This window comes from Lacrimispora sp. (assembly GCF_031982545.1).
Taxonomy (GTDB): domain Bacteria; phylum Bacillota; class Clostridia; order Lachnospirales; family Lachnospiraceae; genus Lacrimispora.
Window position 1 is genome coordinate 252,066 of the sequence record NZ_DALYXB010000003.1, and the last position, 23,347, is coordinate 275,412.

The 23,347-nt window shown below is 44.5% G+C and carries 15 protein-coding genes; 3 read left to right on the top strand and 12 right to left on the bottom strand.

Features of this window, described 5'->3' with window-relative positions:
- Nucleotides 1-83: 83 nt before the first annotated feature.
- From ABS301_RS07080 to ABS301_RS07125, 10 genes are all read right to left on the bottom strand, one after another.
- Nucleotides 84-341 (bottom strand): HPr family phosphocarrier protein, encoded by a 258-nt coding sequence (locus tag ABS301_RS07080; protein WP_104437007.1) that lies wholly within the window; start codon nt 339-341, stop codon nt 84-86.
- Between the two features lie 11 nt (nt 342-352).
- Nucleotides 353-1,339 carry a DNA-binding protein WhiA gene (gene whiA / locus ABS301_RS07085; RefSeq protein WP_170823282.1) on the bottom strand — a complete coding sequence of 329 codons (987 nt, stop codon included), beginning with the start codon at nt 1,337-1,339 and terminating at the stop codon, nt 353-355.
- 2 nt (nt 1,340-1,341) lie between these two features.
- A complete protein-coding gene (gene rapZ / locus ABS301_RS07090; RefSeq protein WP_349671549.1) occupies nt 1,342-2,223 on the bottom strand; it encodes an RNase adapter RapZ in 882 nt (293 codons plus the stop codon).
- Nucleotides 2,224-2,242: 19 nt separating this feature from the next.
- Nucleotides 2,243-3,154 (bottom strand): UDP-N-acetylmuramate dehydrogenase, encoded by a 912-nt coding sequence (murB, locus tag ABS301_RS07095; RefSeq protein WP_349671550.1) that lies wholly within the window; start codon nt 3,152-3,154, stop codon nt 2,243-2,245.
- 8 nt (nt 3,155-3,162) lie between these two features.
- Nucleotides 3,163-4,095: an HPr(Ser) kinase/phosphatase gene (hprK, locus tag ABS301_RS07100; RefSeq protein ID WP_277409969.1), complete on the bottom strand. Its 933-nt coding sequence runs from the start codon at nt 4,093-4,095 to the stop codon at nt 3,163-3,165.
- 70 nt (nt 4,096-4,165) lie between these two features.
- Complete coding sequence (uvrC, locus tag ABS301_RS07105) at nt 4,166-6,037, bottom strand: excinuclease ABC subunit UvrC (protein WP_349671551.1); 1,872 nt, start codon at nt 6,035-6,037, stop codon at nt 4,166-4,168.
- 10 nt (nt 6,038-6,047) lie between these two features.
- Entirely contained in the window at nt 6,048-6,569 is a 522-nt protein-coding gene (locus ABS301_RS07110; RefSeq protein WP_349671552.1) for a DUF1653 domain-containing protein, read from the bottom strand.
- 8 nt (nt 6,570-6,577) lie between these two features.
- Nucleotides 6,578-8,026, bottom strand: coding sequence for a putative glycoside hydrolase (locus ABS301_RS07115; RefSeq protein ID WP_502877955.1), 1,449 nt, complete (start codon nt 8,024-8,026; stop codon nt 6,578-6,580).
- Between the two features lie 239 nt (nt 8,027-8,265).
- Nucleotides 8,266-8,823: a DNA-3-methyladenine glycosylase I gene (locus ABS301_RS07120; protein WP_349671554.1), complete on the bottom strand. Its 558-nt coding sequence runs from the start codon at nt 8,821-8,823 to the stop codon at nt 8,266-8,268.
- The gene (locus tag ABS301_RS07125) at nt 8,823-9,695 is read right to left on the bottom strand and encodes a methionyl aminopeptidase (protein ID WP_349671555.1); all 873 of its coding nucleotides are present in this window, start codon (nt 9,693-9,695) and stop codon (nt 8,823-8,825) included. The genes ABS301_RS07120 and ABS301_RS07125 overlap by 1 nt, the downstream gene beginning before the upstream one ends.
- 154 nt (nt 9,696-9,849) lie before the next feature.
- Between ABS301_RS07125 and ABS301_RS07130 the strand changes: the two genes are divergently transcribed.
- The 3 genes from ABS301_RS07130 to ABS301_RS07140 all read left to right on the top strand — a co-directional run bounded on the left by ABS301_RS07130 (nt 9,850) and on the right by ABS301_RS07140 (nt 12,904).
- The gene (locus ABS301_RS07130; protein ID WP_349671556.1) at nt 9,850-11,328 is read left to right on the top strand and encodes a DUF1846 domain-containing protein; all 1,479 of its coding nucleotides are present in this window, start codon (nt 9,850-9,852) and stop codon (nt 11,326-11,328) included.
- A gap of 134 nt (nt 11,329-11,462) precedes the next feature.
- Entirely contained in the window at nt 11,463-11,951 is a 489-nt protein-coding gene (locus tag ABS301_RS07135) for a C-GCAxxG-C-C family protein (protein WP_104437018.1), read from the top strand.
- Nucleotides 11,952-11,956: 5 nt separating this feature from the next.
- The gene (locus ABS301_RS07140; protein WP_349671557.1) at nt 11,957-12,904 is read left to right on the top strand and encodes a TDT family transporter; all 948 of its coding nucleotides are present in this window, start codon (nt 11,957-11,959) and stop codon (nt 12,902-12,904) included.
- Between the two features lie 82 nt (nt 12,905-12,986).
- Here ABS301_RS07140 and ABS301_RS07145 read toward each other — a convergent pair whose 3' ends face one another.
- Both ABS301_RS07145 and ABS301_RS07150 read right to left on the bottom strand, forming a co-directional pair.
- Nucleotides 12,987-22,223 (bottom strand): doubled motif LPXTG anchor domain-containing protein, encoded by a 9,237-nt coding sequence (locus ABS301_RS07145; protein WP_349671558.1) that lies wholly within the window; start codon nt 22,221-22,223, stop codon nt 12,987-12,989.
- A gap of 431 nt (nt 22,224-22,654) precedes the next feature.
- Entirely contained in the window at nt 22,655-23,173 is a 519-nt protein-coding gene (locus ABS301_RS07150) for a CarD family transcriptional regulator (protein ID WP_349671559.1), read from the bottom strand.
- Between the last annotated feature and the right edge of the window lie 174 nt (nt 23,174-23,347).

A 23,347-nucleotide genomic window follows, 5' to 3' on the forward strand; every position in this document is an offset into this window, starting at 1 on the left:
AAAAAAGGGGATATATAAGAGGCGGAGCTTCCATTGTCAGGCAATGGCAGTCTCCGCCTCAAAAACACGTTATATTCCAGATATTATTCCTGATTGCTTAAGTATTTCTCGATCTCACTGACCGCATGCTCTTCATCTGTACCATCAGCTGTAATTGTAATCTGCTCTCCTGCAGCAAGGCCGAGAGTCATCATACCCATAATACTTTTGGCATTCACTCTTTTTGATTCGATTTCAACATAAATGTTGCTTTCATACTGGCTGGCAACCTGAACCAGCATAGCGACTGGTCTCGCCTCCAAACCTGATGCAAGTTCCACGGTGACTGTTTTTCTTACCATAATTATCCTCCTCATTCCTCTGAACGGGTCTGTTCCGTTCCGCTGCCCACGCCTGTCCCGCGCAGCCGCCCTGCCAAATCACAAAGCTTTCTAAGTCGGTGGTTCACTCCTGATTTACCAACAGGAGGGTCCAGAGCTTCTCCAAGCTCCTTTAATGTTGCGTCCGGCCTCTCCAGTCTCTCTCTGGCAATCTCCATTAAATTGTCAGGAAGATTATCAAGTCCGATTGTATCTCTGATATATTCTATATCTTCTATCTGCTTTACCGCAGCTGATACCGTTTTATTAATATTTGCAGTCTCACAGTTGACCTGTCTGTTCACGCTGTTGCGCATATCCTTTAAGATCCTGATGTTCTCAAGCTCCATTAAAGCAACCGGGGCCTCCATGACATTTAAAATATCAACAATCTGGCTTCCCTCTTTGATATAGACAACAAAATAACGCTTTCTCTTAACTATCTTTGCATCAAGTTCAAACGTTGCAATAATTGATTTCAACTGCTCTGCTTTTTCTTCTGTGGCACATACAATTTCATAATGGTAGAACTTCTCCGGATCACTTAAGGATCCCGACGAGAGAAATGCACCCCGTATAAATGCTCTCCTGCAGCATGACTGCTGGATCACCACATTCTTTACTACACTTAGATTCTCTCCTACTTCTCCGTTCTCGTCAAGGAGTTTGGTTGCATGAAGTACCCGAATGGCATCTTCATGTTCCCGGATCGTCACCGTATAAGTACGGTTTTTATTCAAGTAGGCATTTCTTCTAATAGAGACATCAGTACTTATATTAAATGTTTTTTTCAATAATGTAAAGTACTTTCTTGCAACTGCTACATTTTCTGTATGGATTTTTATCGTATAGCGGTCATCTTCCGATATGATTATCTTGCCGCAAAGGCTGATGATCGCAGCCATTTCCGCGATCTGACAGTGTCTTGCCGGGCTGATCTGCCTGGAAAGCTCTTCTTTTAATTTGGAAGAAAATGACATATCTAGACCACCCTTTTTCCTGTATTATCTTTCTCAATATCCCGGTGTTCGATCTTTATACCGAACTCAGCCCTGGACTTAAACTTTTCGTAAACCGCCTTGGCAACGGTTACGGACCGGTGCTTACCGCCGGTACAGCCAATGGCGATCACCAGCTGATTCTTTCCTTCCAGAACATAGTTTGGAAGCAGGAACTCCAGCATATCATAAAGCTTGTTCAAAAACAGGTCAGCGGTTCCATGCTGCATCACATAGTCCCGCACTTCTTTTTCTTCCCCTGTCCTGTATCGCAGTTCTTCCACATAATAGGGATTGGGCAGAAACCTCACATCAAATACCAGATCTGCATCCGATGGAATTCCATATTTAAATCCGAAGGAGAGGATGGTAATGTATAAATTCCGGTAAGATTCATGTTTCATGAAAATCTTTTCCAGTTCCTGCCTCAGTTCTTTGGTGAGAAGCTTGCTGGTATCGATGATATAATCTGCCTCTTCCTTTAGAAAAGCAAGCTTCCCACGCTCTTTTTCAATTCCGCTGTCGATTCTGCCGCCTGCTGCCAGTGGATGGGCTCTTCTGGTTTCTTTATACCGTTTAATCAGTATTTCATCTCCGGCATCCAGGAAAAGAATCTCAAAAGAAACCCGGTTTCTGGACCATTCATCAAAGATCCTGTCTAAAACCGATAAATCCTCGCCGCTTCTGATATCGATACCCAAAGCAGCGTTCTGGATTCCTTCCGGATTTTTAGAGGTCAGCTCCGCAAACGTCTCAATAAGGGGGATGGGTAGATTATCCACACAGTAGAATCCCATATCCTCCAGCATCTTGAGCGCCTGGGTCTTCCCTGCGCCTGACATGCCTGTCACAATTACAAGCCTCACTGTATACTCCTTTGCACCGTTAAAACTTTCCCAGTGTCTTTACTTCCATCTCAAGCATTACTCCGGTTTTTTCGTATACCCTGTTCTTTATCTCTTCGCATAAGGCTATAATGTCCGCCGCAGTTGCCTGATTCTTATTAATCACGAATCCACAGTGCTTTTCTGAAACCTGGGCACCTCCTACGGAAAATCCCCGAAGTCCTGCATCTTCGATCAGCTTCCCGGCAAAATGTCCTTCCGGGCGTTTAAAGGTGCTTCCTGCACTTGGAAATTCCAAGGGCTGTTTTTCTTTTCTTCTGCGTGCCAGCTCATCCATTCGTTCTTTAATCGAAACCGGATCGCCTTCTTTTAAGCGGATGTTTGCTTCCACCACCACATACTGCTTTGGAATAATGCAACTGGTCCGGTATCCCAAAGAAAGCTCGCAGGCGGGGATCTCTTTGATATCGCCATCCCCTGTTACTACTTTTACACTGCGAAGCACCTCTTTCATCTCCGAACCATATGCACCGGCATTCATGACTACAGCTCCTCCCAGTGTTCCCGGTATTCCGGCAGCGAACTCGAAGCCTGTCATTGACGCCTTATATGCTTCCTGTGCAATTCTCGCCAGAGAAAGTCCTGCTCCGGCTTTTATCATCCCTGTCTCCTGATTCACATGACAGCTGTTAAAGCTGTCCATAGAGATAACCACCCCGTCAAAACCCTGATCCCCCACCAGGAGATTACTTCCATTGCCTAAAATGAAGTACGTCTCATTCTCCTGCTTACAAGTCTTAATGACTGCAGCAAGTTCCTTTTCATCTCCCGGAGTTACAAAGCAGGCTGCCGGTCCCCCAACCCGGAAGGATGTATGTCTTCGCATCTCTTCCCCTGCTTTTATATGGTTTTTATCGGCTGCACCAAGAAGTTTTTCATAAATTCCAGTCATCAGACACCTCAATCATCCTGTTTTCTTGATAAGTTTGCCTGGACGCGGTTGTATAATTCCTGTGCCGCGTTGTACCCCATCTTCTTCTGTCTGTAATTGACGGCAGCTGATTCAACGATAATGGCCAGATTACGGCCCGGACGAACGGGAATGGAATGGCATACTACCTGATTGCCTAAGAACTCCGTGTAATTGTCCTCGATCCCCAGTCTGTCGTACTCTTTATCCTTATCCCAGTCTTCCAGCTTAATCACCATATCAATGGCCTGTGTGTCCTTTACACTCTCTACACCGAACAATGTCTTCACATCGATAATTCCGATTCCTCGTAATTCAATAAAATGTCTTGTGATTTCCGGTGCACTTCCAATTATGGTATCATCACTCACCTTGCGGATCTCCACAACGTCATCGGTTACAAGACGGTGTCCTCTCTTGATCAGTTCCAGAGCTGCCTCGCTTTTACCGATGCCGCTCTCTCCCATAATCAGCACACCCTCACCAAATACGTCAACCAAAACGCCGTGAATGCTGATACATGGCGCAAGCTTCACCTTCAGCCAGCGGATTACCTCAGCCATTAAATCAGATGTGGTCTTATCTGAAACAAGGCATGGGATTCCGTAATGATTGCAAAGTGCCAGCATATCCTCATCAGGATTCTGGCTGCGGCTGTATACCAGACACGGAATCTGATAGGAGAGAAGCTTATCATACATCTCCATCTTTCTTTCATGACTCATCTGGTTTATATATTCCTGCTCTACATATCCGATAATCTGAACCCGTTCACTGTCAAAGTGATCAAAAAAACCGGTCAGCTGAAGAGCCGGACGGTTTACATCCGGATGGCTGAGCACAATTTTCTCCGCATCGATCTCCGGCGTCATATTCCGGAGATTCATTTTTTCAATCAGATCTGTGATTGCTACTCCATGCATGGTGAAATGCTCCTTTTCATCTGTTTTTTTCATACTAACACAGATTTCGTGTTTTGAAAAGCTGTGGGTACTAATTATGAAAGAATTCATACACGCTTTTAGCAGAACGGGAATTCATGCCTTCCGTGGCTTCCAGCTCTTCCAGTGTTGCTTCTTTCACGGCTTCCAGCCCCTTAAACCGGCGCATCAAAGCCTTTCTCCGCCCCGGGCCGATATTAGGAATATCATCAAGAATTGATTTTACCTGCCCTTTGCTTCTTAAACTTCTGTGATACTCAATGGCAAACCGGTGGGCTTCATCCTGAATTCTTGTAATCAGTTTAAACCCTTCCGAATGCCGGTCAATGGGGATTTCCACATTGTTATAGTACAGCCCCCTGGTCCGGTGATTGTCATCTTTCACCATTCCGCATACAGGAATGGCAAGCCCCAGCTGCTCCATAACCTCCAGAGCGATGTTCACCTGGCCTTTTCCTCCATCCATCATGATTAAATCAGGGAAACGGGTAAAACTTCCAAGCTCTTCCTCTACGCCCTTCTCCCTTAAACTTTCCGCTTCCTGTAACCCATGGGAAAATCTTCTGGTCAGAACCTCATTCATGGAAGCATAGTCATTGGCTCCCTTTACCCATTTAATCTTAAATTTCCTGTAATCATTCCGCTTGGGTCTGCCGTTTTCGTAAACGATCATGGACCCTACCGACTCAAAACCGCTTATATTGGAAATATCAAATGCCTCAATCCGTTTTACACCAGTAAGACCCAGCAGACTTCCTACCTCATTCATGGCACCGACGGTACGAAGCTCCTCCCGCTTGATCTTTTCTTTATCCTGAGAAAGCACCAGAGCCGCATTTCTCTCCGCCAGCTCCACAAGACGTTCCTTCTGCCCCTTTTTCGGTATAATGAGTTTTACTTTCTGTCCCCGTTTGGCAGACAGCCACTCTCCAATTACCGCTTCCTCCTCAAGCTGGGTCTGAACCCATATCTCTCTTGGAATAAAGGGCGTTCCGGAATAGAACTGTTTTACAAAGCTGGTTAAAATCTGGCCGTTGTCTTCTGCCGTCGCCACATTCACATGGAAATGCTCTCTTCCGATCAGCTTTCCCTCACGCACAAAAAAGACCTGGACCACAGCATCTTTTTCATCTTTTGCCATGGCGATAATATCCCGGTCTTCCATACCGCTGTCTGTGATCTTCTGTTTTTGGGCAATCTGTTTTACACTGGTTAATAAATCTCTGTATTCAATGGCTTTTTCAAAATCCATCTCATCGGATGCCGCCTGCATCTTTTCTTCCAGCATGGCAATGACAGGCGCGTATTTGCCTCCAAGAAAATCAAGCACTAAACCGATGGATTTCCCATAGTCTTCCTGGCTGATATATCCCTGGCAGGGCGCCTGACACTGTTTGATATGATAGTTTAAGCAGGGTCTTTCTTTCCCGATATCTCTGGGCAGATTCCGGTTGCAGGTTCTGATCTGATACAGCTTGTGAATCAGTTCAATGGTGTCTTTTACTGCTCCTGCACTGGTATAGGGACCAAAATATCTGCTTTTATCCTTTTTCATATCTCTGGAAAACAGGACTCTTGGAAATTCCTCGTACATGGTAACCTTAATGTAAGGATAAGTTTTATCATCCTTTAACATGGTGTTATAACGGGGGCGGTGCTCCTTGATTAAATTGCATTCCAATACAAGTGCTTCCAGTTCCGAGTCTGTTATAATGTATTCAAAACGGGCGATTCTCGATACCATCTGTTCGATCTTTGCCGTTTTATTTCTGCTGCTTTGAAAATACTGCCTGACCCTGTTTTTTAAGCTGATGGCTTTTCCAACATAGATAATTTCGTCCCGCCTGTCGTGCATGATATACACACCAGGCTGGGACGGCAGTTTTTTTAATTCTTCTTCTATATTAAATTCGATGTGGTCCACCTGGTCCGAATCACCTCAATCTTGTTCCGTCGTATTTGATCTGCAGTTCCAGATATCGCTCTACAGCGTAGTACTTCTCTTCCGGCTCCGAATCCGCTCTTCCAATCTCCATGATTTCACAGATTGCAAGCAGTTCTTCCGCCGTAAATTTGTCTTTGTAGGTTCTTAAAACCTCCAGCTTCTCATGATACGTCTCTGCGTCAAGAAATGCAAGCAGATTTTTATTGGGACCGTGGTGTTCTTCTTTCGTTCCCTCTTCTTTTTGTTCTGCCTCCGGCTGGTCCTTCGGATCGGAATCCTTTAAATCCACGTGCTCAAACCGGTACGTTTGAAGAACATCCGGATATTTTTCATGATCCACCTCGCTGATAAACATGGAGAGAGGACGTACATAAACATCAAAGGTTCCGTACAGAGCCTGATAAACTACCATCTTTTCTCTGGTCTCGGAATGAATCGCAACTGCTACCACCTGATACATCTTATCCTTAAAATGTCTGTAAAATTCTCCTGGTTTTGGTGTTCTCTCCATCGCTTTCCTCACTTTTCATTTCTTAAACCGCCTGTGGTCACGATCACAACAGGTGGCTTATTCCTTTTTTCTTTTTTTTCTGAAGCTTCCCCAGACTTCTGCTGCTGCCTGGTTGTCTCTTCTTCCACCGCGCCTTCCAGACTCTTCTCTGCCTCACTCTGGACTTTGACAGGCGCCTGTGTGGTTTCTGCAGCCGAAGGTTTTGATTCTTCCTTCTTCGTGGCTCTTTGCTGGGCAATCCTGGCCGATTCCTTTTTCGCCTCTTCCTCAGATAACAGGGCATCCCAGGTATAACGGTTGGAGGCACTCCAAAGAATCCATTCGTCGTACCCTGCATCGTAAACCGCCTGGATCTGTTCTCTGACTTCTTTCTTTCCATATGGAATATGGTGATCCAGATAAGAAGCAGTAAAGTCCTGAAGCCAGGGACGTACCTCCGCCTGTTTTACTGCCTCTCCACGGGTCTTTTCCAAATCTGATTTAGAAAGCTTTAAGGCTGCACGAATGGTCTTATAAGGTTCTGTATCCGGATGATCGATTCCGAAATTACCATCTCCGTAGTGGGACGGATAGATCATCGGGCAGATATAGTCCAGATAGTTTGCCATATCACTATAAACCTGTCCCACTGCCTGGGCATCCACATTGCTGCCGATAATGGTCCCGAACACATCGGCTGAAACCATGATATTCCTGGCAGAGAGTTTCCCATAGGCGTACTGAATGAATTCTGTTATAATATCGGTTTTCGAACGTCCCTGGGTCTCATCTGCATCAAAAACCACCTGCTTCATGGAGCTGTCCGTAGCAAACCGGATGTAGTCAAACTGAACTTCGTCAAAGCCTGCTCTGGAAGCGGCTTCTCCCACTTCCACAAGATAATCCCAGACTTCCGTGCGGTACGGATTCACCCACGCAAGTCCCTTATTATCTCTGTGCAGACTTCCATCCTTGTTTTTTAAGCTCCATTCCGGTTTCTGCTCCGCCAGATAGGGATCACGAAATGCGACCACCCTTGCAATGGTATAGATTCCCTTTGCTTTTAACTGTGCCATCATGGCAGGCATATCCTGAATATACTTTTTCTCCGCTCCGATTTCCTTCACTGTGGGAGCACCGTCCATTGCAAACGTAATTCTGCCGTCATCATTCTTAACATCGATTACGACTGCATTGATTTCTGTACCCTCAATCTTGTCAAGAATAGCCTGAAAGCCCTCAGATCCAGCCATATATCCGGAGATATAAATTCCCTTCACTTTCACTGGGGATTTCTTTGGAAGCGCTGACACTGGAAGAGTCTCCTCCTGCTTGTCCGCCTCACTGCTCATGCTGGAATCGTCAGTTGCCTCGTCACTGGAAGGACTGTTCTTCTGAGTCTCAGGGATACCTTTATATCTGCTGCATCCGGACGCTACTAATGAGCATACAATTACTGCTAAAAGCCATCGTTTCATCATTTCACTTTCACTTTCTTTATGGTCTTCAGTGTTTTATTGTAATAATTATTTAACATTTTACCACATTTTGTAAAATTTTCCAAATAAATTTAATATTCCGGATGCAGCCCATTGCTGCATGATTTAAAAACCAGTGATTTTATAAACCGGATACTCCCGGTCAAAATGATATCCAAAGTCCTCTTTTTAAGCATTCCAGGATCAGCTTTGCCTGGCAGGCCTGGTTTCTCCTCGTCTTATGAATGCTGTCTGCAGACACACCCAAGTTCGTGGTCGTTGACAACCCCTACTGCCTGGAGATAGGAATAAATGGTTACAGATCCCACAAAGGACATCCCTCTTTTTTTCAGATCTTTGGATAGCTGATCGGACAGGTCTGTTTTTACCTGGAAATTGTCATCCTGATTTACAATGATCGTTCCGCCTGTAAATCCCCACAGATAGTTTGAAAAGGAACCGAATTCCTTTTGTATCTCCATGAATATGCGGGTATTTTTTACTGCAGCGTCGACTTTTCTTCTGTTTCTGATAATGCCGGGGTTGTTCATAAGCTCATTTAACTTTTCTTCCTTATATGCCACAACCTTCTCTGGATCAAAACCGTCAAATGCTTCCCGAAACGCTTCCCGCTTATTTAGCACGGTAATCCAGGAAAGCCCTGCCTGAAAGGTCTCTAACAGAAACATCTCATATAATTTCTCATCGTCATAAACAGGGACTCCCCACTCCTCATCATGATATTTTACGTAAATGGGCAGTGATTCATTTACCCAAAAGCAGCGTTTTTTATCCATTATCTGGCAAGCACCTCCGGTCCATCTTCTGTAATTAATACGGTATACTCCCATTGGGCAGACAGGCTTCCATCCTTTGTGTAAATGGTCCAGCCATCTGAATCATCCTGTACTACATCAGCCTTTCCTGCATTGACCATAGGCTCAATGGTAAATATCATTCCGGGGACTAAAAGCATATCCATTCCCCTGGTTCCAATATGGCTGACCCATGGTTCTTCATGAAATTCCACACCAACTCCATGTCCGCCGATTTCTCTTACCACGGTAAACCCATTGGCATAAATGTATTCCGAGATTACGGCTCCGATATCCCCTAAATGTCCCCAGGCTCTGGCTTCTTTTAATGCCAGATCCACACTTTCCTTTGTTACACGGACCAGCTTTTCGGCTTCCGGAGACACCTTTCCCATGCAGTACATTCTGGAAGCATCTGCATAATAGCCACCCACAATGGTGGTCACATCTACATTAATGATGTCTCCTTCTTTTAAAATTCTTTTGGAATCAGGAATTCCATGGCAGACTACCTCGTTGATTGAGGTACAGACACTTTTGGGATATCCTTCAAAATTAAGAGGTGCCGGGATTCCGCCCAGACGGAGGGTGGTCTCGTGAACCAGGGTATTTAGATCCTCTGTACTGATTCCAGGACGGATCTTCTCACCAACCAGATCAAGAATCTGATTGTTAATAACACCAGCGTGGCGTATGCCTTCTATCTGGGCAGGTGTCTTTATCATGGAGTGATCCGGCACTTCATCTCCCATGATTTCATAATTCTCAAGCTTTCTGTCAAATTCCAGATGACAGGCTTTATATTTCTTTCCGCTGCCGCACCAGCAGGGGTCGTTTCTTCCTATTTTAAGCATATTTCTCCTCCTTCTTACTACAACGTTTTAACACGTTTAGAGCCTGTTGTAAAGTGTTTCAGCCAAATATGGACAGATAAAAGCCATGGCATTTTACGTTCTTCTATGTTACAATCTTAAGTATTGTAAAAATGAACGCGTTACGGAGGGACAAATGAAACCAGGATTTGATAACAACAAGTATTTAACCATGCAGTCAGAGCACATTAAAGAGCGGATCAGCCAGTTCGGGGACAAGCTCTATCTGGAATTCGGGGGAAAGTTATTTGATGACTACCACGCTTCCAGAGTGCTTCCAGGCTTTGAGCCGGACAGCAAGCTTCGTATGCTGATGCAGCTCTCTGATCAGGCAGAAATTGTAATTGCCATCAGCGCTGCTGACATTGAAAAGAACAAGATCCGCCACGATCTTGGCATTACATATGATGTGGATGTATTCCGTCTCATTCAGTCCTTTACGGACAAGGGACTTTATGTGGGAAGTGTTGTTATTACCCAGTACTCCGGTCAGAAAGCTGCAGACGTATTTAAGGGAAAGCTGGAATCAATGGGAATTAAGGTGTACCGCCATTATATCATTGACGGCTATCCTGCCAACATTTCCTTAATTGTCAGTGATGAAGGTTATGGAAGAAATGATTACATTGAAACCTCCAAGCCCTTAGTGATCATCACTGCACCGGGACCTGGCAGCGGAAAGATGGCCACCTGCTTATCCCAGCTTTATCACGAAAACACGAGAGGCGTAAAGGCTGGTTATGCCAAGTTTGAGACCTTCCCTATCTGGAATATTCCGTTAAAGCATCCGGTGAATCTTGCTTATGAAGCTGCTACTGCTGATTTAAATGATGTAAATATGATTGATCCCTTCCATTTGGAAGCTTATGGGTTAACTACAGTAAATTATAACCGGGATGTGGAAATTTTTCCGGTATTAAGTGCAATCTTTGAGGGAATTTATGGAGAATGTCCTTACAAATCCCCTACGGACATGGGTGTGAATATGGCCGGACATTGTATCGTAGATGATGAAATCTGCAAGGAAGCATCACGCCAGGAAATTATCAGACGTTATTATCAGGCATTATCCCGTCTTGCAAAGGACATGGGCTCCAGGGATGAGGTATATAAAATCGAACTGTTGATGAAGCAGGCAAAGATTAATACGGAGATGCGAAAAACCGTAGGCGCTTCCAATGAGCTGGCTCAGAAAAACGGTTCTCCTGCTGCTGCACTTTTGCTGGGTGACGAAACGATAGTAACTGGAAAAACCACCAATTTGCTGGGAGCCTCTGCTGCTCTTTTACTGAATGCAGTTAAGGTTCTGGGCAATATCCCTCATGATGTCCATTTAATATCTCCTTCCGCCATTGAACCGATTCAGAAATTAAAGGTAAAATATCTGGGAAGCAAAAACCCCAGACTTCATACCGATGAAGTGCTGATCGCCCTGTCCGCTTCTGCCGCCACAGATGTGAACGCGCAGATTGCCTTAGAGCAGCTTCCCCGGTTAAAAGGGACTGATGCCCACACATCTGTCCTGCTCTCTGATGTTGATGTGAAAACCTTTAAAAGATTAGGGATCCACCTTACCTGCGAACCGATCTATGAGCAGAAGAAAATATATCATTAAAAACCTGGATATAAACAAACTATTTATTGATAAAAACAATCACTGCCGCTGTACAGATAGAGAAACACGATTGGAAGTTCTAAGTATTCAATGTTAATATTAATATATTAAATTTTACAAAGGGGTGTTTCATAATGGAAATGAAAAAAGAAGTCAGTGTACAGAAAATCAAAAAAGATGCAGAGGAATTATTCCGGGGTGGATTCTTCTGTTCGGAAGCCGTCGTATCTTCCATCCGGGACAACTTTGAACTTGATGTTCCAGATATGGTAATAGCCATGGCCTCCGGGTTTCCCGTAGGAATCGGACGCTCCAAGTGCGTATGCGGAGCCGTGTCCGGCGGCGTTATGTCTCTTGGCCTTTTCTTTGGACGTACCAGACAGGGGGATCCAAAGGTGGAAAAGAACCTTTTACTGGCCAATGAGCTTCACGACTATTTTAAAACAGCCAATGGAAAGAATTCTCTATGCTGCCGTGTCCTCACGAAAGAATTCGATATGGCAAGTGGGGAACACAAGGAGCAATGCATTGCGTTTACCGGACTGGTTGCAGAAAAGGTGGCACAGATTATTGTCCGGGAATTTGAGCTTGTGAATATTGATGAACTTGTAACAGCGGGGTGATGGGCATGAGGGACTTAATAAAACGTGTGCCAGTACCTATGTCTGGGGTTATGCTTGGGTGTGCTGCTCTGGGTAATTTACTTCAGAGTTATTCCGAGAGTATCCGCTATGTGTTTGGAGCCATATCCTTTTTACTTTTTATCCTTCTTCTGTTTAAAGCAGTATTGTACCCGAATGCGGTTAAGGAGGATTTGAAGAATCCAATCATGATGAGTGTATCTGCCACATTTCCCATGGGTACTATGTTGTTATCTGTTTACATAAAACCTTTTTCCAATACAGTGGCTTTTACTATCTGGATTTTGGCGATCGCTCTTCATCTTCTGCTGATTCTTATGTTTACTTATCGGTTTATGAGAAATGTGAATATGAAGAATGTATTTGCCAGTTATTTTATTGTGTATGTGGGCATAGCCGCTGCAGGAATCACCGCTCCTGCTTATCAGATGAATTTTATTGGAACAGCCGCTTTCTGGTTTGGGTTTATCAGTTTCATTGCTTTACTTGTGCTGGTTGGGTACCGGCATATCAAATACTCTGAAATACCAGAACCGGCACAGGCACTGTTTTGTATTTTCACAGCGCCTGGGAGCCTGTGTCTGGCAGCCTATCTGCAATCGGCGGAGGAGAAAAGCCTGGTACTTGTGTTAGGGCTGGCTGTAATATCCTTTGCATTGTATGTATTGGTACTGGCTGGGTTAATTCCGCTTTTGCAATTGCCATTTTATCCAAGTTATTCTGCTTTTACGTTTCCATTTGTCATTAGCGCCATTGCATCGAAGCAGACTGCTGGCTTTCTTATGAAAAATGGAATCCAGCCATTATACCTGCAGCCAATTATATGGATCCAGACGATCCTCGCTGTGCTGCTTGTCTGCTACACGCTTTTGCGATACGGTATGTTTTTATTGCAGATTAAGGTTTCACCCGTAAAAGCGAATGCAGCTGATTAATATAAAGTTTTGACCTTAGAACGGGAGCTGTTGCTTTTACGCAACAGCCCCGTTTATTCTTATTTCACTTCAGTTTCAATTCCTATCTTTCGTCTTTGCGCCTATGGCTGATTGCCAGATAGGCTGCCAATAAGATGCCCGATACAATCGCTGCAACCCCCTGAACAGGCGCCCTGTCACCAGTCTTTGGAAGTCCGGCTAAGGGAATGTTGCCATCGTCAATGGTTACAAGGTTTGTATTCTCCGGCAGGTTCGCCAGAGGAACTGGTACAGGCTCAATGGTAACAGTTGTGTCACCAGGGCCTCCTGCCTGGCGGGTTCCGGTTGCTCTTGGACCGCCGCCGGAGCTTCCACCGCTGCTTCCCCCACTGCTTCCTCCGCCGTTGTAACTCCATAATGCGGTATAAACTACATTTTCTGATACGGTCTTTGCGATTTCTTTATTCCAGCCTATAAAACTGTAGTTACCGTTTGCTGTAGTCTGCCCTTCAAATGCAGGAACTGCATCGCCATAGCTGAGACCTGTGTTCGTTTGTTCATTAAAGGAACCATGCTCTCCTGGATTATAGGTTATTGCAAACTGCTGCTTAAAGTAAACCCTGAGCACCATACCGCCATCGCCTGCGACTGCTGCCTCAAATACATTGGCTGCATTGGAATCAAGTATATATCCGCTCAATGCTGCCTTATCAGAATCGGTTACAGCTGCCGTCGCATCCGTTGTTCCTGCTCTCAATGAAGAATTATTAGCCTTCTCCGGATATTTTCCTTTACTCTCGTAATAGAATTCCACCGTATATTTTGTACTGGTTGAAGAAATCCATTGTGCTACATAAGTGTTGTCTGTTGTAACAACCGGCTCAGGTTTGGGACTCCAGCCCGCAAATACATATCCTGACTTACCGATGGGCGTCCCGTCATATTCCGGAGTTACTGTGTTGTAATCCAGACCTTCCGCTTTCTGAATCGCAAAGGTTCCCTGGGTACCTGGCGCATAAGTTACTGTAAACTGCTGTTTGAAGTAAACCTTAAGAACCAGACTTCCATCTCCGGCAATTGCTCCACCCAATACATTTTCTTTGGCTTCGTCAAACACGTAACCTGGTTTCTTTATTTGCCTGTCATCAGCAGTCACCTCAGCCGTAGACTCCGTATAACCATTTCTGGTATACGAATACGTTGGCTGCTCTGCATATTCTCCATTTACCTGATAATACAGGTCTACCATATAATTAACCTGCACCGGATCATAATAAACATTTATTACATTGTTTTCTCCGGTTATAACCGTAGGCAGTTCTGGATTGTATGGCTTATCTGATAATCTGTATCCGGCCTTTTCCTTTAAAGTTACCTTATTAACAGTTGGCTCAGCTACCAATACCTTTTGGTTTTCTTCTGCCCCTGGATCCTCACTGTTATTATAGAAATATTTGATTTTATAATTCAGAGTCTGATCCTCATCTATTTCATAATATACAGTTTTTTCGTTAGGGCCTGCTGAGGTGACTGTCATGCTTTCCGGCTGCTCTGCCATCAGCTTATACCCGGTTGTGGTTTTTGGCGGATTGATCCAGGTTACTTCTCCTACGGGTGCACTTGCTGTCAGAGACTCAAGACCGGGCACCGCAGTTGTAGTATCTTTGATATAGTAATTCACACTATAGTCAAACTTCTGGGTTTCATCAATCTCATAATACACCGTCTTCTCGTTGGAGCCTGCTGAGGTGATTGTCATGCTGGTCGGCTGGTCAGCCATCAGCTTGTAGCCGGTTGCGGTCTTTGACACATTAGTCCAGATAAATTCCCCTACTGGTTCACTTCCTGTCCGGACATCAAGACCTGGTACCGCAGTTGTGGTATCTTTGATATAGTAATTAACTCTATAATCAAATTTCTGCGTTTCATCAACCTCATAATACACCGTCTTTTCGTTGGGGCCTGCTGCTGTAATCGTCATGCTGACTGGCTGGTCGGCCACCAGCTTGTAGCCGGTTGTGGTCTTTGGCGTATTGATCCAGGTGATTTCCCCTACCGGTTCACTTCCTGTCAGAGCAATAAGACCTGGTACCGCAGTTGTGGTATCTTTGATATAGTAATTGACACTATAATCAAACTTCTGCGATTCATCAATCTCATAATACACCGACTTCTGATTGGGGCCTGCCGCTGTGATTGTCATGCTTTCCGGCTGTTCTGCCATCAGCTTATAGCCAGTTGCGGTCTTTGGATCATTACTCCAGGTTATATCCCCTACTGATACACTTCCTGTCAGTGGATTAAGACCTGGTACTGCTGTTGTGGTATCTTTAATAAAGAAATTCACCGTATAGCCAAACTTCTGGGTTTCATCAATCTCATAATATACCGTCTTTTCGTTGGGACCTTCTGAGTTGATTGTCATGCTGGTCGGCTGGTCGGCCATCAGCTTATACCCGGTTGGGGTCTTTGACATATTAGTCCAGGTAAATTCCCCTACCGGTTTCTTTCCTGTCAGAGATTCAAGACCGGGTACCACGGTTGTGGTATCTTTGATATAGTAATTCACACTATAATCAAAACTCTGGGTTTCATCAATCTCATAATAAACCGTCTTCTCGTTGGGGCCTTCTGCTGTAATCGTCATGCCAGTTGGCTGACCGGCTACCAGTTTATACCCAGTTACAGTCTTCGGTTCATTTTTCCAGGTGAATGTTCCTACTGGTTCGTTTCCTGTCAGTGGCGTAAGACCTGGTACCCCAATTGTGGTATCTTTGATATAGTAGTTTACCTTATAACCAAACTTCTGCGCTTCATCAATCTCATAGTATACTGTTTTTTCGTTAGGACCAGCGGACGTGATTGTCATGCTTTCCGGCTGATCGTCCACCAGCTTATAGCCAGTTGGGGTCTTAGATTCATTTTTCCAGGTGAATGTTCCTATCGGTTCACTTCCTGTCAATGGCGTAAGACCTGGTACACCAGTTGTAGTATCTTTGATATAGTAGTTTACCGTATAACCGAACTTTTGGGTCTCATCGATTTCATAGTATACCGTTTTTACGTTGGGACCAGCGGCCGTGATTGTCATGCTTGCCGGCTGCTCAGCTACCAGCTTGTAACCAGTTGCGGTCTTTGGCTCATTTTTCCAGGTAAATGTTCCTACCGGTTCACTTCCTGTCAGTGGCGTAAGGCCTGGTACTCCAGTTTCAGTATCCTTGATATAGTAGTTTACTGTATAGCCAAATTTCTGCATCTCATCAATTTCATAGTATACCGTCTTCTCGTTAGGACCAGCGTCTGTGATTGTCATGCTTTCCGGTTGTTCCGCCACCAGCTTATAGCCGGTCTTGGTCTTCGGCTCATTTTTCCAGGTGAATTCACCTACCGGCGCTTTTCCTGCCAGAGTCGTAAGACCTGGGACTGCAGCTGTTGTTCCTTTAATAAAATAATTCACTGTATAGTCGAACTTCTGGGTTTCATCAATTTCATAATATACAGCTTTCACGTTGGGACCGGCTGACGTGATTGTCATGCTATTTGGCTGTCCGGCCATTAGCTTGTAGCCGGTTTCTGTTTTTGGTACATTCGTCCAGCTGAGTTCCCCTACCGATGCTCTTTCTGTCAGAGCCTTAAGACCGGGTACTGCTGTTGTGGTATTTTTGATATAGAAGTTCACTGTATAGTCGAATTTCTGAGTATCATCAATCTCATAATATACCGTTTTCACATTGGGTCCGGCTGACGTGATTGTCATGGTTTCCGGCTGTCCGATCATCAGCCTGTAGCCAGTTTCTGTCTTTGGCTCATTCCTCCAGCTGAATTCCCCTGCCGGTGCTTTTCCTGACATCGTTGTAAGACCCGGTACTACTGTTGTGGTTCCCTTAATATAGTAATTCACCGTGTAGTCAAACTTCTGGGTTTCATCAATCTCATAATACACTGTCTTTACGTTAGAACCAGCTGCCGTGATTATCATGCTTGCCGGCTGTCCGGCCATCAGCTTATAGCCAGTATCTGTCTTTGAAGGATTCGCCCAGCTGTATACCCCTACCGGTGCTTTTCCTGACAGAGCTGTAAGACCTGGTACCGGGACTGTAGACCCCTTAATAAAGTAATTCACTGTATAGCCAAACTTCTGGGTTTCATCGATCTCATAGTATACTGTCCTGACATTAGGACCATCTGCCGTTATTGTCATGCTATTCGGCTGTCCGGCCATCAGCTTGTAGCCGGTTTCTGTCTTCGGCTCATTTCTCCAGCTGAATTCCCCTATGGGTGCTCTTCCTGTCATCACCGTAATACCTGGTACTGCTGTTGTAGTATCTTTGATATAGTAGTTTACTGTATAGCCAAAGGTTTGGGCTTTATCAACCTCATAGTACACCACTTTTTCATTTGGTCCAGCTGCAGTAATTGTCATGCTTTCCGGCTGTCTGGCCATCAGCTTGTAGCCAGTTTCTGTCTTCGGCTCATTTCTCCAGCTGAATTCCCCTACTTGTGCACTTCCTGTCAGTGGCGTAAGCCCTGGTACTGCTGTTGTGGTTCCCTTGATATAGTAATTTACCGTGTAATCGAACTTCTGAGTTTCATCAATCTCGTAGTACACCGTCTTCTCGTTTAAACCATCTGCCGTAATTGTCATGCTCGTTGGCTGTTGTGAGCTGGTCACCAGCTTATAGCCAGTTGCAGTCTTAGTTACATTACTCCAGGTGAACGTTCCTACCGGCGCACTTCCTGACAGTGGTGCTAACCCTGGTACTGCTGTTGCGGTTCCCTTGATATAGTAATTTACCGTATAACTAAACTTTTGGGTTTCATCAGTCTCATAGTACACCGTTTGCACGTTGGGACCAGCTGACGTGATTGCCATGCTTATGGGCTGTTCGGCCATCAGCTTGTAGCCGGTTGCTGTCTTCGGCTCATTTTTCCATGTGAATGTTCCTACCGGTGCACTTCCTGTCAGGGCTTTAAGACCTGGCACCACAGCCGTGGTTCCCTTGATATAGTAATTCACCGTGTAGTCAAACTTTTGGGTGGCATCAACCTCATAGTACACCGTTTGCTGGTTGGGGCCAGCTGCTGTGATTGTCATGCTGGTTGGCTGGGGCGTACTGGTCACCAGCTTGTAGCCGGTTGCTGTCTTAGTAACATTGCTCCAGGTAAATGTTCCTATTGGTGATTTTCCATTGAGAGACACCAGCCCTGGTACTGCTGTTGTGGTTCCCTTAATATAGTAATTCACTGTATAGTCAAACTTTTGAGTTTCATCAATTTCATAGTACACCGTCTGCACGTTGGAACCAGTTGCTGTGATTGTCATACTCGTCGGCTGTTGTGAACTGGTTATCAGCTTGTAACCGGTTGTGGTTACTGGATCATTCTTCCAGGTAAATGTTCCTACCGGTGCACTTCCTGTCAGGGCAAAAAGCCCTGGTACTGGTGTTGTGGTTCCCTTGACAAAGTAATTCACCGTATAACCAAACTTCTGCGTTTCATCAATCTCATAATACACGGTTTGCTCGTTGGAACCATCCGCTGTGATTATCATGCTCGTCGGCTGTGACGGACTGGTCACCAGCTTGTAGCCGGTTGCCGTCTTTGGTTCATTTTTCCAGGTAAATGTTCCTACCGGTGCACTTCCAGTCAGAGCTACAAGACCGGGCACTGCTGCCGTGGTACCCTTGATATAATAATTTACCGTATAACCAAACTTCTGGGTGTCATCTACGACAAACCTGGCATAGAAAGTAGTGCCGTCTCCCCAGCCGGAGGCCGGACGATCCGGTGTGTACTTAGCTGAAGCGGATACCGGAACCGTACACGCTGCATCACTATACCAACCGCTAAATTTATACCCCTTATCCGGGGTTGCCGCAGCACCTTTGGAAACTCCAATGTCCGGATTTAAATATTCACTAGCTGGAGAAACATTCCCTTCTCCCACTGCCTGATACTTAATCTGAACACTGTTTTTTAACCTCCATTGTGCATATAAAGTTACTGTGTTGTCCGCTTTCGAATGATTTTCAGTAATAAAATCCTTTGTAAGGCTGAACGAGTCTCCTTCATTGAAGGCTTCTCCCTTTCCATCAGACCGTGTATTCCAACCATTAAATACATATCCATCTTTCTTTAATGGAAGCCAGGTTCCGCCTTCATACCCGCCTGCTTTTGCTACAGTAACGTTGGCGTTCAGATCATATCCCTGACCATCTGGAGTTAAGCCGCCAGTATTACCATTTCCAGCATAGTCAACATAATAGCTCTCTTTATTTCTTATGATACCATCTACATGCCAGCCTTCCGTTCCACAAGCCGCTGACTCATATTTTATAACATACCATTCAATATACTCATTCTTTTCAAGATTTTTATCTTCCCAACCAGCAGTAACCTCATAAAACTTGTCGTTTAAATTCGCCTGTACATTGTCTTTTCCTGTTACTGTTATTAAGGGGTTGATATAATTTAATAGATTATCACCTGACCCTATGGTTTTAAAATATTGACCGTAATCCTTATAAATAAATTCATAGCTGCGACTGGTCTGGTTTCTTGGCTCTGCCGGCAAATCTCCGCCATCATTTAAAACCGCTACCCACAACCGGCCTGACGCGCTGCCCCCGGTTTGTGCCCAAACCGCATATAAGATTTTTGCTTTAGCGGTTTCATTGGCATCTAATGTGAAGGTGTCTGTATAAACTTCATTATATCCTGCATTCCCCTTAGAAGTTATTTTACCTCCGTCCGGAGAATCGCTCCAACCCATAAATTTGTAATTGGCTCTGGTTAAGCTGCTGCCATCTGGTAATTCAATTGAATCCCCCGGTTTTGCGTTTTTTGAGGATACGGATCCCTGACCACCATTGGCATCAAACTGGACTGTTATACCATTCTGCGAATACCATAAATAAATGCTGTTCTTTTCCAGATCCGTCCATTTAGATGATGAAGTTTTATAATAAATAGTATAATCCCATAAACCATTATCACATTGGAGGGATTGAATCACAGATCCGCTTAGGAAATTGCTTCCGACAGTGGCCTTATCAAAGGTATATCCACTTACATCAGGTGCAATATCTTTCATTGATATAGCTTTTCCAAAGGATAGACTATCAGAACGTATCGCATCTGTTCCAATAGGAATAGCCGCTCCATTGTCGTATTTTACTAAATTTAATGGAAGAGATTTTCTCCCCCAAAAATTACTGAACACGATTGTATAAGTTGAAAAATGTTCCGCCTCAAACGTAATTTCATTAATACCTTTATTTTCCTGTACATTCAGTTCTTCTGAAACGGGCTCCACAGAAGCCACATCTGCCGCTGTCACCTTTGCCTGTGGTTCATCTTCCTTAGTCGTGGCAACATAAACTACCTCAACCGTATTCGCTTCCCTGCTGTGATTCTCCATTGGAGTTCCGGAAAACGTCACCTGTACAGAACCATTCCAGATCTGGTTATCCAGTTTGTTGCCGCTGCGGTCAAGAAGATCAATGTTATAAGATAAAGAACTGATTACCTTTTTTGCCTCTCCATCCTCTTTTGCCTGAGCCTCAACTTTTTCTTTCACTGCATCCCCAATACCGGTAACAACCACTGCTGATGCTTTTACGCCTGCGGGTAATACCCCTTCCGGTGCATGCAAACGTATTATGGTGCCATCTTCCATAACAAGCTGGGAAGAAAATTCCGGATGTTCTCCAGTTTCCGACATATGAACTTCTATTTCCTGATCCTCATAAATCTCTGGAACGGAATACCAGGCGGTCTGTGAACCATCTGTATTATCTGTTGCAGAATCAGATTTCAATGTTTGTCCATTCGCCGTTACACTCTCAATCCCATATCCAATCTGATTTTTAACACCAAAGGTCAGCTCCTGACCTTCCTCAACTCCCCTTGGCCCTTCAATAATACGGGCACTGGCTTCCGGATTAATTGTATATGAAATCTTATATCCATCATAGTCTTCTAACGCTTTTAACTGATTGATTGTAACCATATAAGCCTTGGCAGTGGAACAATATCCAATACCAACCAAATCGGCTGATCCGGCTGGAGAAGCCTTTGTTTCTGAGTTTGGCGTCTCTGGTACTGGCTTGCTTTCCGAAGGGGAAGCCGTTCCGGTAGTTGTATTGGTCGTACCCCCTGCGGTGTTCTTGCCGGCAGACGAAGACTGGCTTTCTGCAGGAACCTGGGTGGTTTCAGGCTGAGTGGTTTCGATCTGGGACGTTTCCGCCTGCGTTGATTCAGACTTTGGGGTCTCCGCCTGTGTTGACTCAACCTGTGTGGTCTCGGCCTGTGTGGTTTCGGCCTGTGTGGTTTCGGCCTGTGTGGTTTCGGCCTTGGTTGACGCCTCTGTCTCCTTTGATTCTCTCACATTCTCGGGATCAACAGCAGCTGTCTCTTCACTGACTTCTGCGGCTTCCGTTACCTCACCATTTTCTTTGGCAGCAACTACCGGTGCATTGTGGCGAATAATAGAAGCTACTGGCTCAGAGACTTTGCTCTCAGAAACCGGAATCTCTTCCGGCTCGGTTGCTTCTTTGACTGATTCCTCTGCCGGAGCCTCAGTCTGGCTTTCTGTTGGAGCAGCTATCGTCTCCTCTGGCAGTTTTGCAGGGGTTTCCTCTGGTGCTGATGTGGTCTCCTCTGGTGCTGTAGTTTCCTTCACAGGTGCAGTCTCAACTGCTTTTTCAGCCTCTGCAGGAGTTGCTGTTTCCGGTACCTTTGTTTCTCCGGTTACAGTTGGTTGTTCTGGCTTAGTAACAACATTTACTTCCTCTTTACCAAATGCTGATTCATAACTCCTTACCGTAATGCGGTTGGTCTTTTTCACCTTTTCTACGCCGTTATCCATCCTGGTAATTTCTGTAGAACAGCTAATGGTATTTTCTCCGTTATTTACGTACAAGAAAACAATTTCTTCATCGCCGGTTACCATATACATGTCATCAGCATTTTCCGGTATTCGGACAAACACACGCAGCTGTGCATCCACACCTTCCCCCTGAAGTTCAGGAAAGGCTTCGTAAATCTTACCTTTCCCAAAAAATAGTTCCTTAAATTCCGCAATTTTACCATTGGTGAAATCCAGATCCTCTGCTGTCACCTCATCCCCATTGACAATCGCATCTTCAATGGCTTTGATAAGCTGCGATCCCCCCACTGAGAAAGTAACGGACTCCGATGAACTGGCTGCATACACCTGATTTGTGTCTGCACCTACATTGGCCAGTATCATGGCCGCAGCAAGTAAAAATGCCAGTAATCGTTTTTGAAAACAGTAAAATGTCCGCGACGGTATCCTAGATCTTTTTCTTTTTTTCATACATACACATTTCTCCTCTCATAATATTTTTTCCATAATAAGGATAAAATGCCGAATTACTGCATAAGTATATGAAACAGCATTTTTCCAATCTGGTATGTTCTAAAAAACATATTTTGTAATATTATATGATAGGAATGTCAAATTTAATCCAACTTTGTACAAGGAATGCTAAATAATGTTATATTTTCCAGGTACTTTTTATTTGTCTGCATTGTTAAGTGAATAGATTCATAAAGAAGGACACCCCAAATACCCAACCCCTCCCCTGGAATCTTTCAGATTTAACAATCGCCGCCATGTTTTTTATAATAAAAAATACCCTGATGGCAAGACACAAACTCATATTTGTGCTTTTCCATCAGGGTATAAAACAATACCAGGAATAACAAATTAAAGAACGTCCTCCCAGCGATACGGGAGGACGTTCTTTAATTTGTTACATCTGAAAAGACACGGCTCATTACCATATCTTTTATTCCATCTTTATCCACTTCCAAAGCTGCTGCCAGCTCACCATATAACAGATCCTCTGCCTTATTAAAATAGAAATCATCCTTTGCAGTATTCTTTTTGCCTTCTGCAAGTCTCTTTCTTTTTTTCAAATACAGTGTCTTTACAATCTGCATCCAGCCGGCACATTCACATTTTAACATAATGGCCTTAAAAATGCATTCCCGTTCTCTTTCATCCAACACCCAGATTGCTTCGATGCTGGGGATCTGATCGATGAGATCCATTGCTTCCTCCCTGGTAGCAGCGGCTCTGATAGCTGTTTTTCGGTTATCAACAGGTGTGTAAACGGCACTTTGGTGCTCCTCGTAAAGAGGCTTTAAGGTATAGTAGGTCCTCTCCTCATCTGCCTCATACATACGCAGATTCCCGATTTCCTTTACCTCACAGATCCCATGGCTGCCGAATACTACTAAATCATTTACCTGAAACATCATTCATTCCTCCTGTCAGAATACCAACACACTGTTACAATAAAAATTCAAACGCTATACTATTAGTGTAACACTTTTTTGGGTATTTTGTCAGTGTTTTTTGGTTTTCTCCCTATTTTTGTGAAATATAACCAAGGGTACCCCCTGCGTTATTTGTGCATTTCACTAATTTATCAG

Excerpts from the sequence above, each read along its gene's own strand:
- ABS301_RS07125 (WP_349671555.1), bottom strand. The coding sequence starts at position 9,695 with ATGCTTAAAATAGGAAGAAACGACCCCTGCTGGTGCGGCAGCGGAAAG.
- ABS301_RS07110 (WP_349671552.1), bottom strand. The coding sequence starts at position 6,569 with ATGGAGAGAACACCAAAACCAGGAGAATTTTACAGACATTTTAAGGAT.
- hprK (WP_277409969.1), bottom strand. The coding sequence starts at position 4,095 with ATGCATGGAGTAGCAATCACAGATCTGATTGAAAAAATGAATCTCCGG.
- ABS301_RS07080 (WP_104437007.1), bottom strand. The coding sequence starts at position 341 with ATGGTAAGAAAAACAGTCACCGTGGAACTTGCATCAGGTTTGGAGGCG.
- murB (WP_349671550.1), bottom strand. The coding sequence starts at position 3,154 with ATGACTGGAATTTATGAAAAACTTCTTGGTGCAGCCGATAAAAACCAT.
- ABS301_RS07145 (WP_349671558.1), bottom strand. The coding sequence starts at position 22,223 with ATGAAAAAAAGAAAAAGATCTAGGATACCGTCGCGGACATTTTACTGT.
- ABS301_RS07150 (WP_349671559.1), bottom strand. The coding sequence starts at position 23,173 with ATGATGTTTCAGGTAAATGATTTAGTAGTATTCGGCAGCCATGGGATC.
- ABS301_RS07140 (WP_349671557.1), top strand. The coding sequence starts at position 11,957 with ATGAGGGACTTAATAAAACGTGTGCCAGTACCTATGTCTGGGGTTATG.
- ABS301_RS07115 (WP_502877955.1), bottom strand. The coding sequence starts at position 8,026 with ATGAAACGATGGCTTTTAGCAGTAATTGTATGCTCATTAGTAGCGTCC.
- ABS301_RS07135 (WP_104437018.1), top strand. The coding sequence starts at position 11,463 with ATGGAAATGAAAAAAGAAGTCAGTGTACAGAAAATCAAAAAAGATGCA.
- whiA (WP_170823282.1), bottom strand. The coding sequence starts at position 1,339 with ATGTCATTTTCTTCCAAATTAAAAGAAGAGCTTTCCAGGCAGATCAGC.
- ABS301_RS07130 (WP_349671556.1), top strand. The coding sequence starts at position 9,850 with ATGAAACCAGGATTTGATAACAACAAGTATTTAACCATGCAGTCAGAG.
- ABS301_RS07120 (WP_349671554.1), bottom strand. The coding sequence starts at position 8,823 with ATGGATAAAAAACGCTGCTTTTGGGTAAATGAATCACTGCCCATTTAC.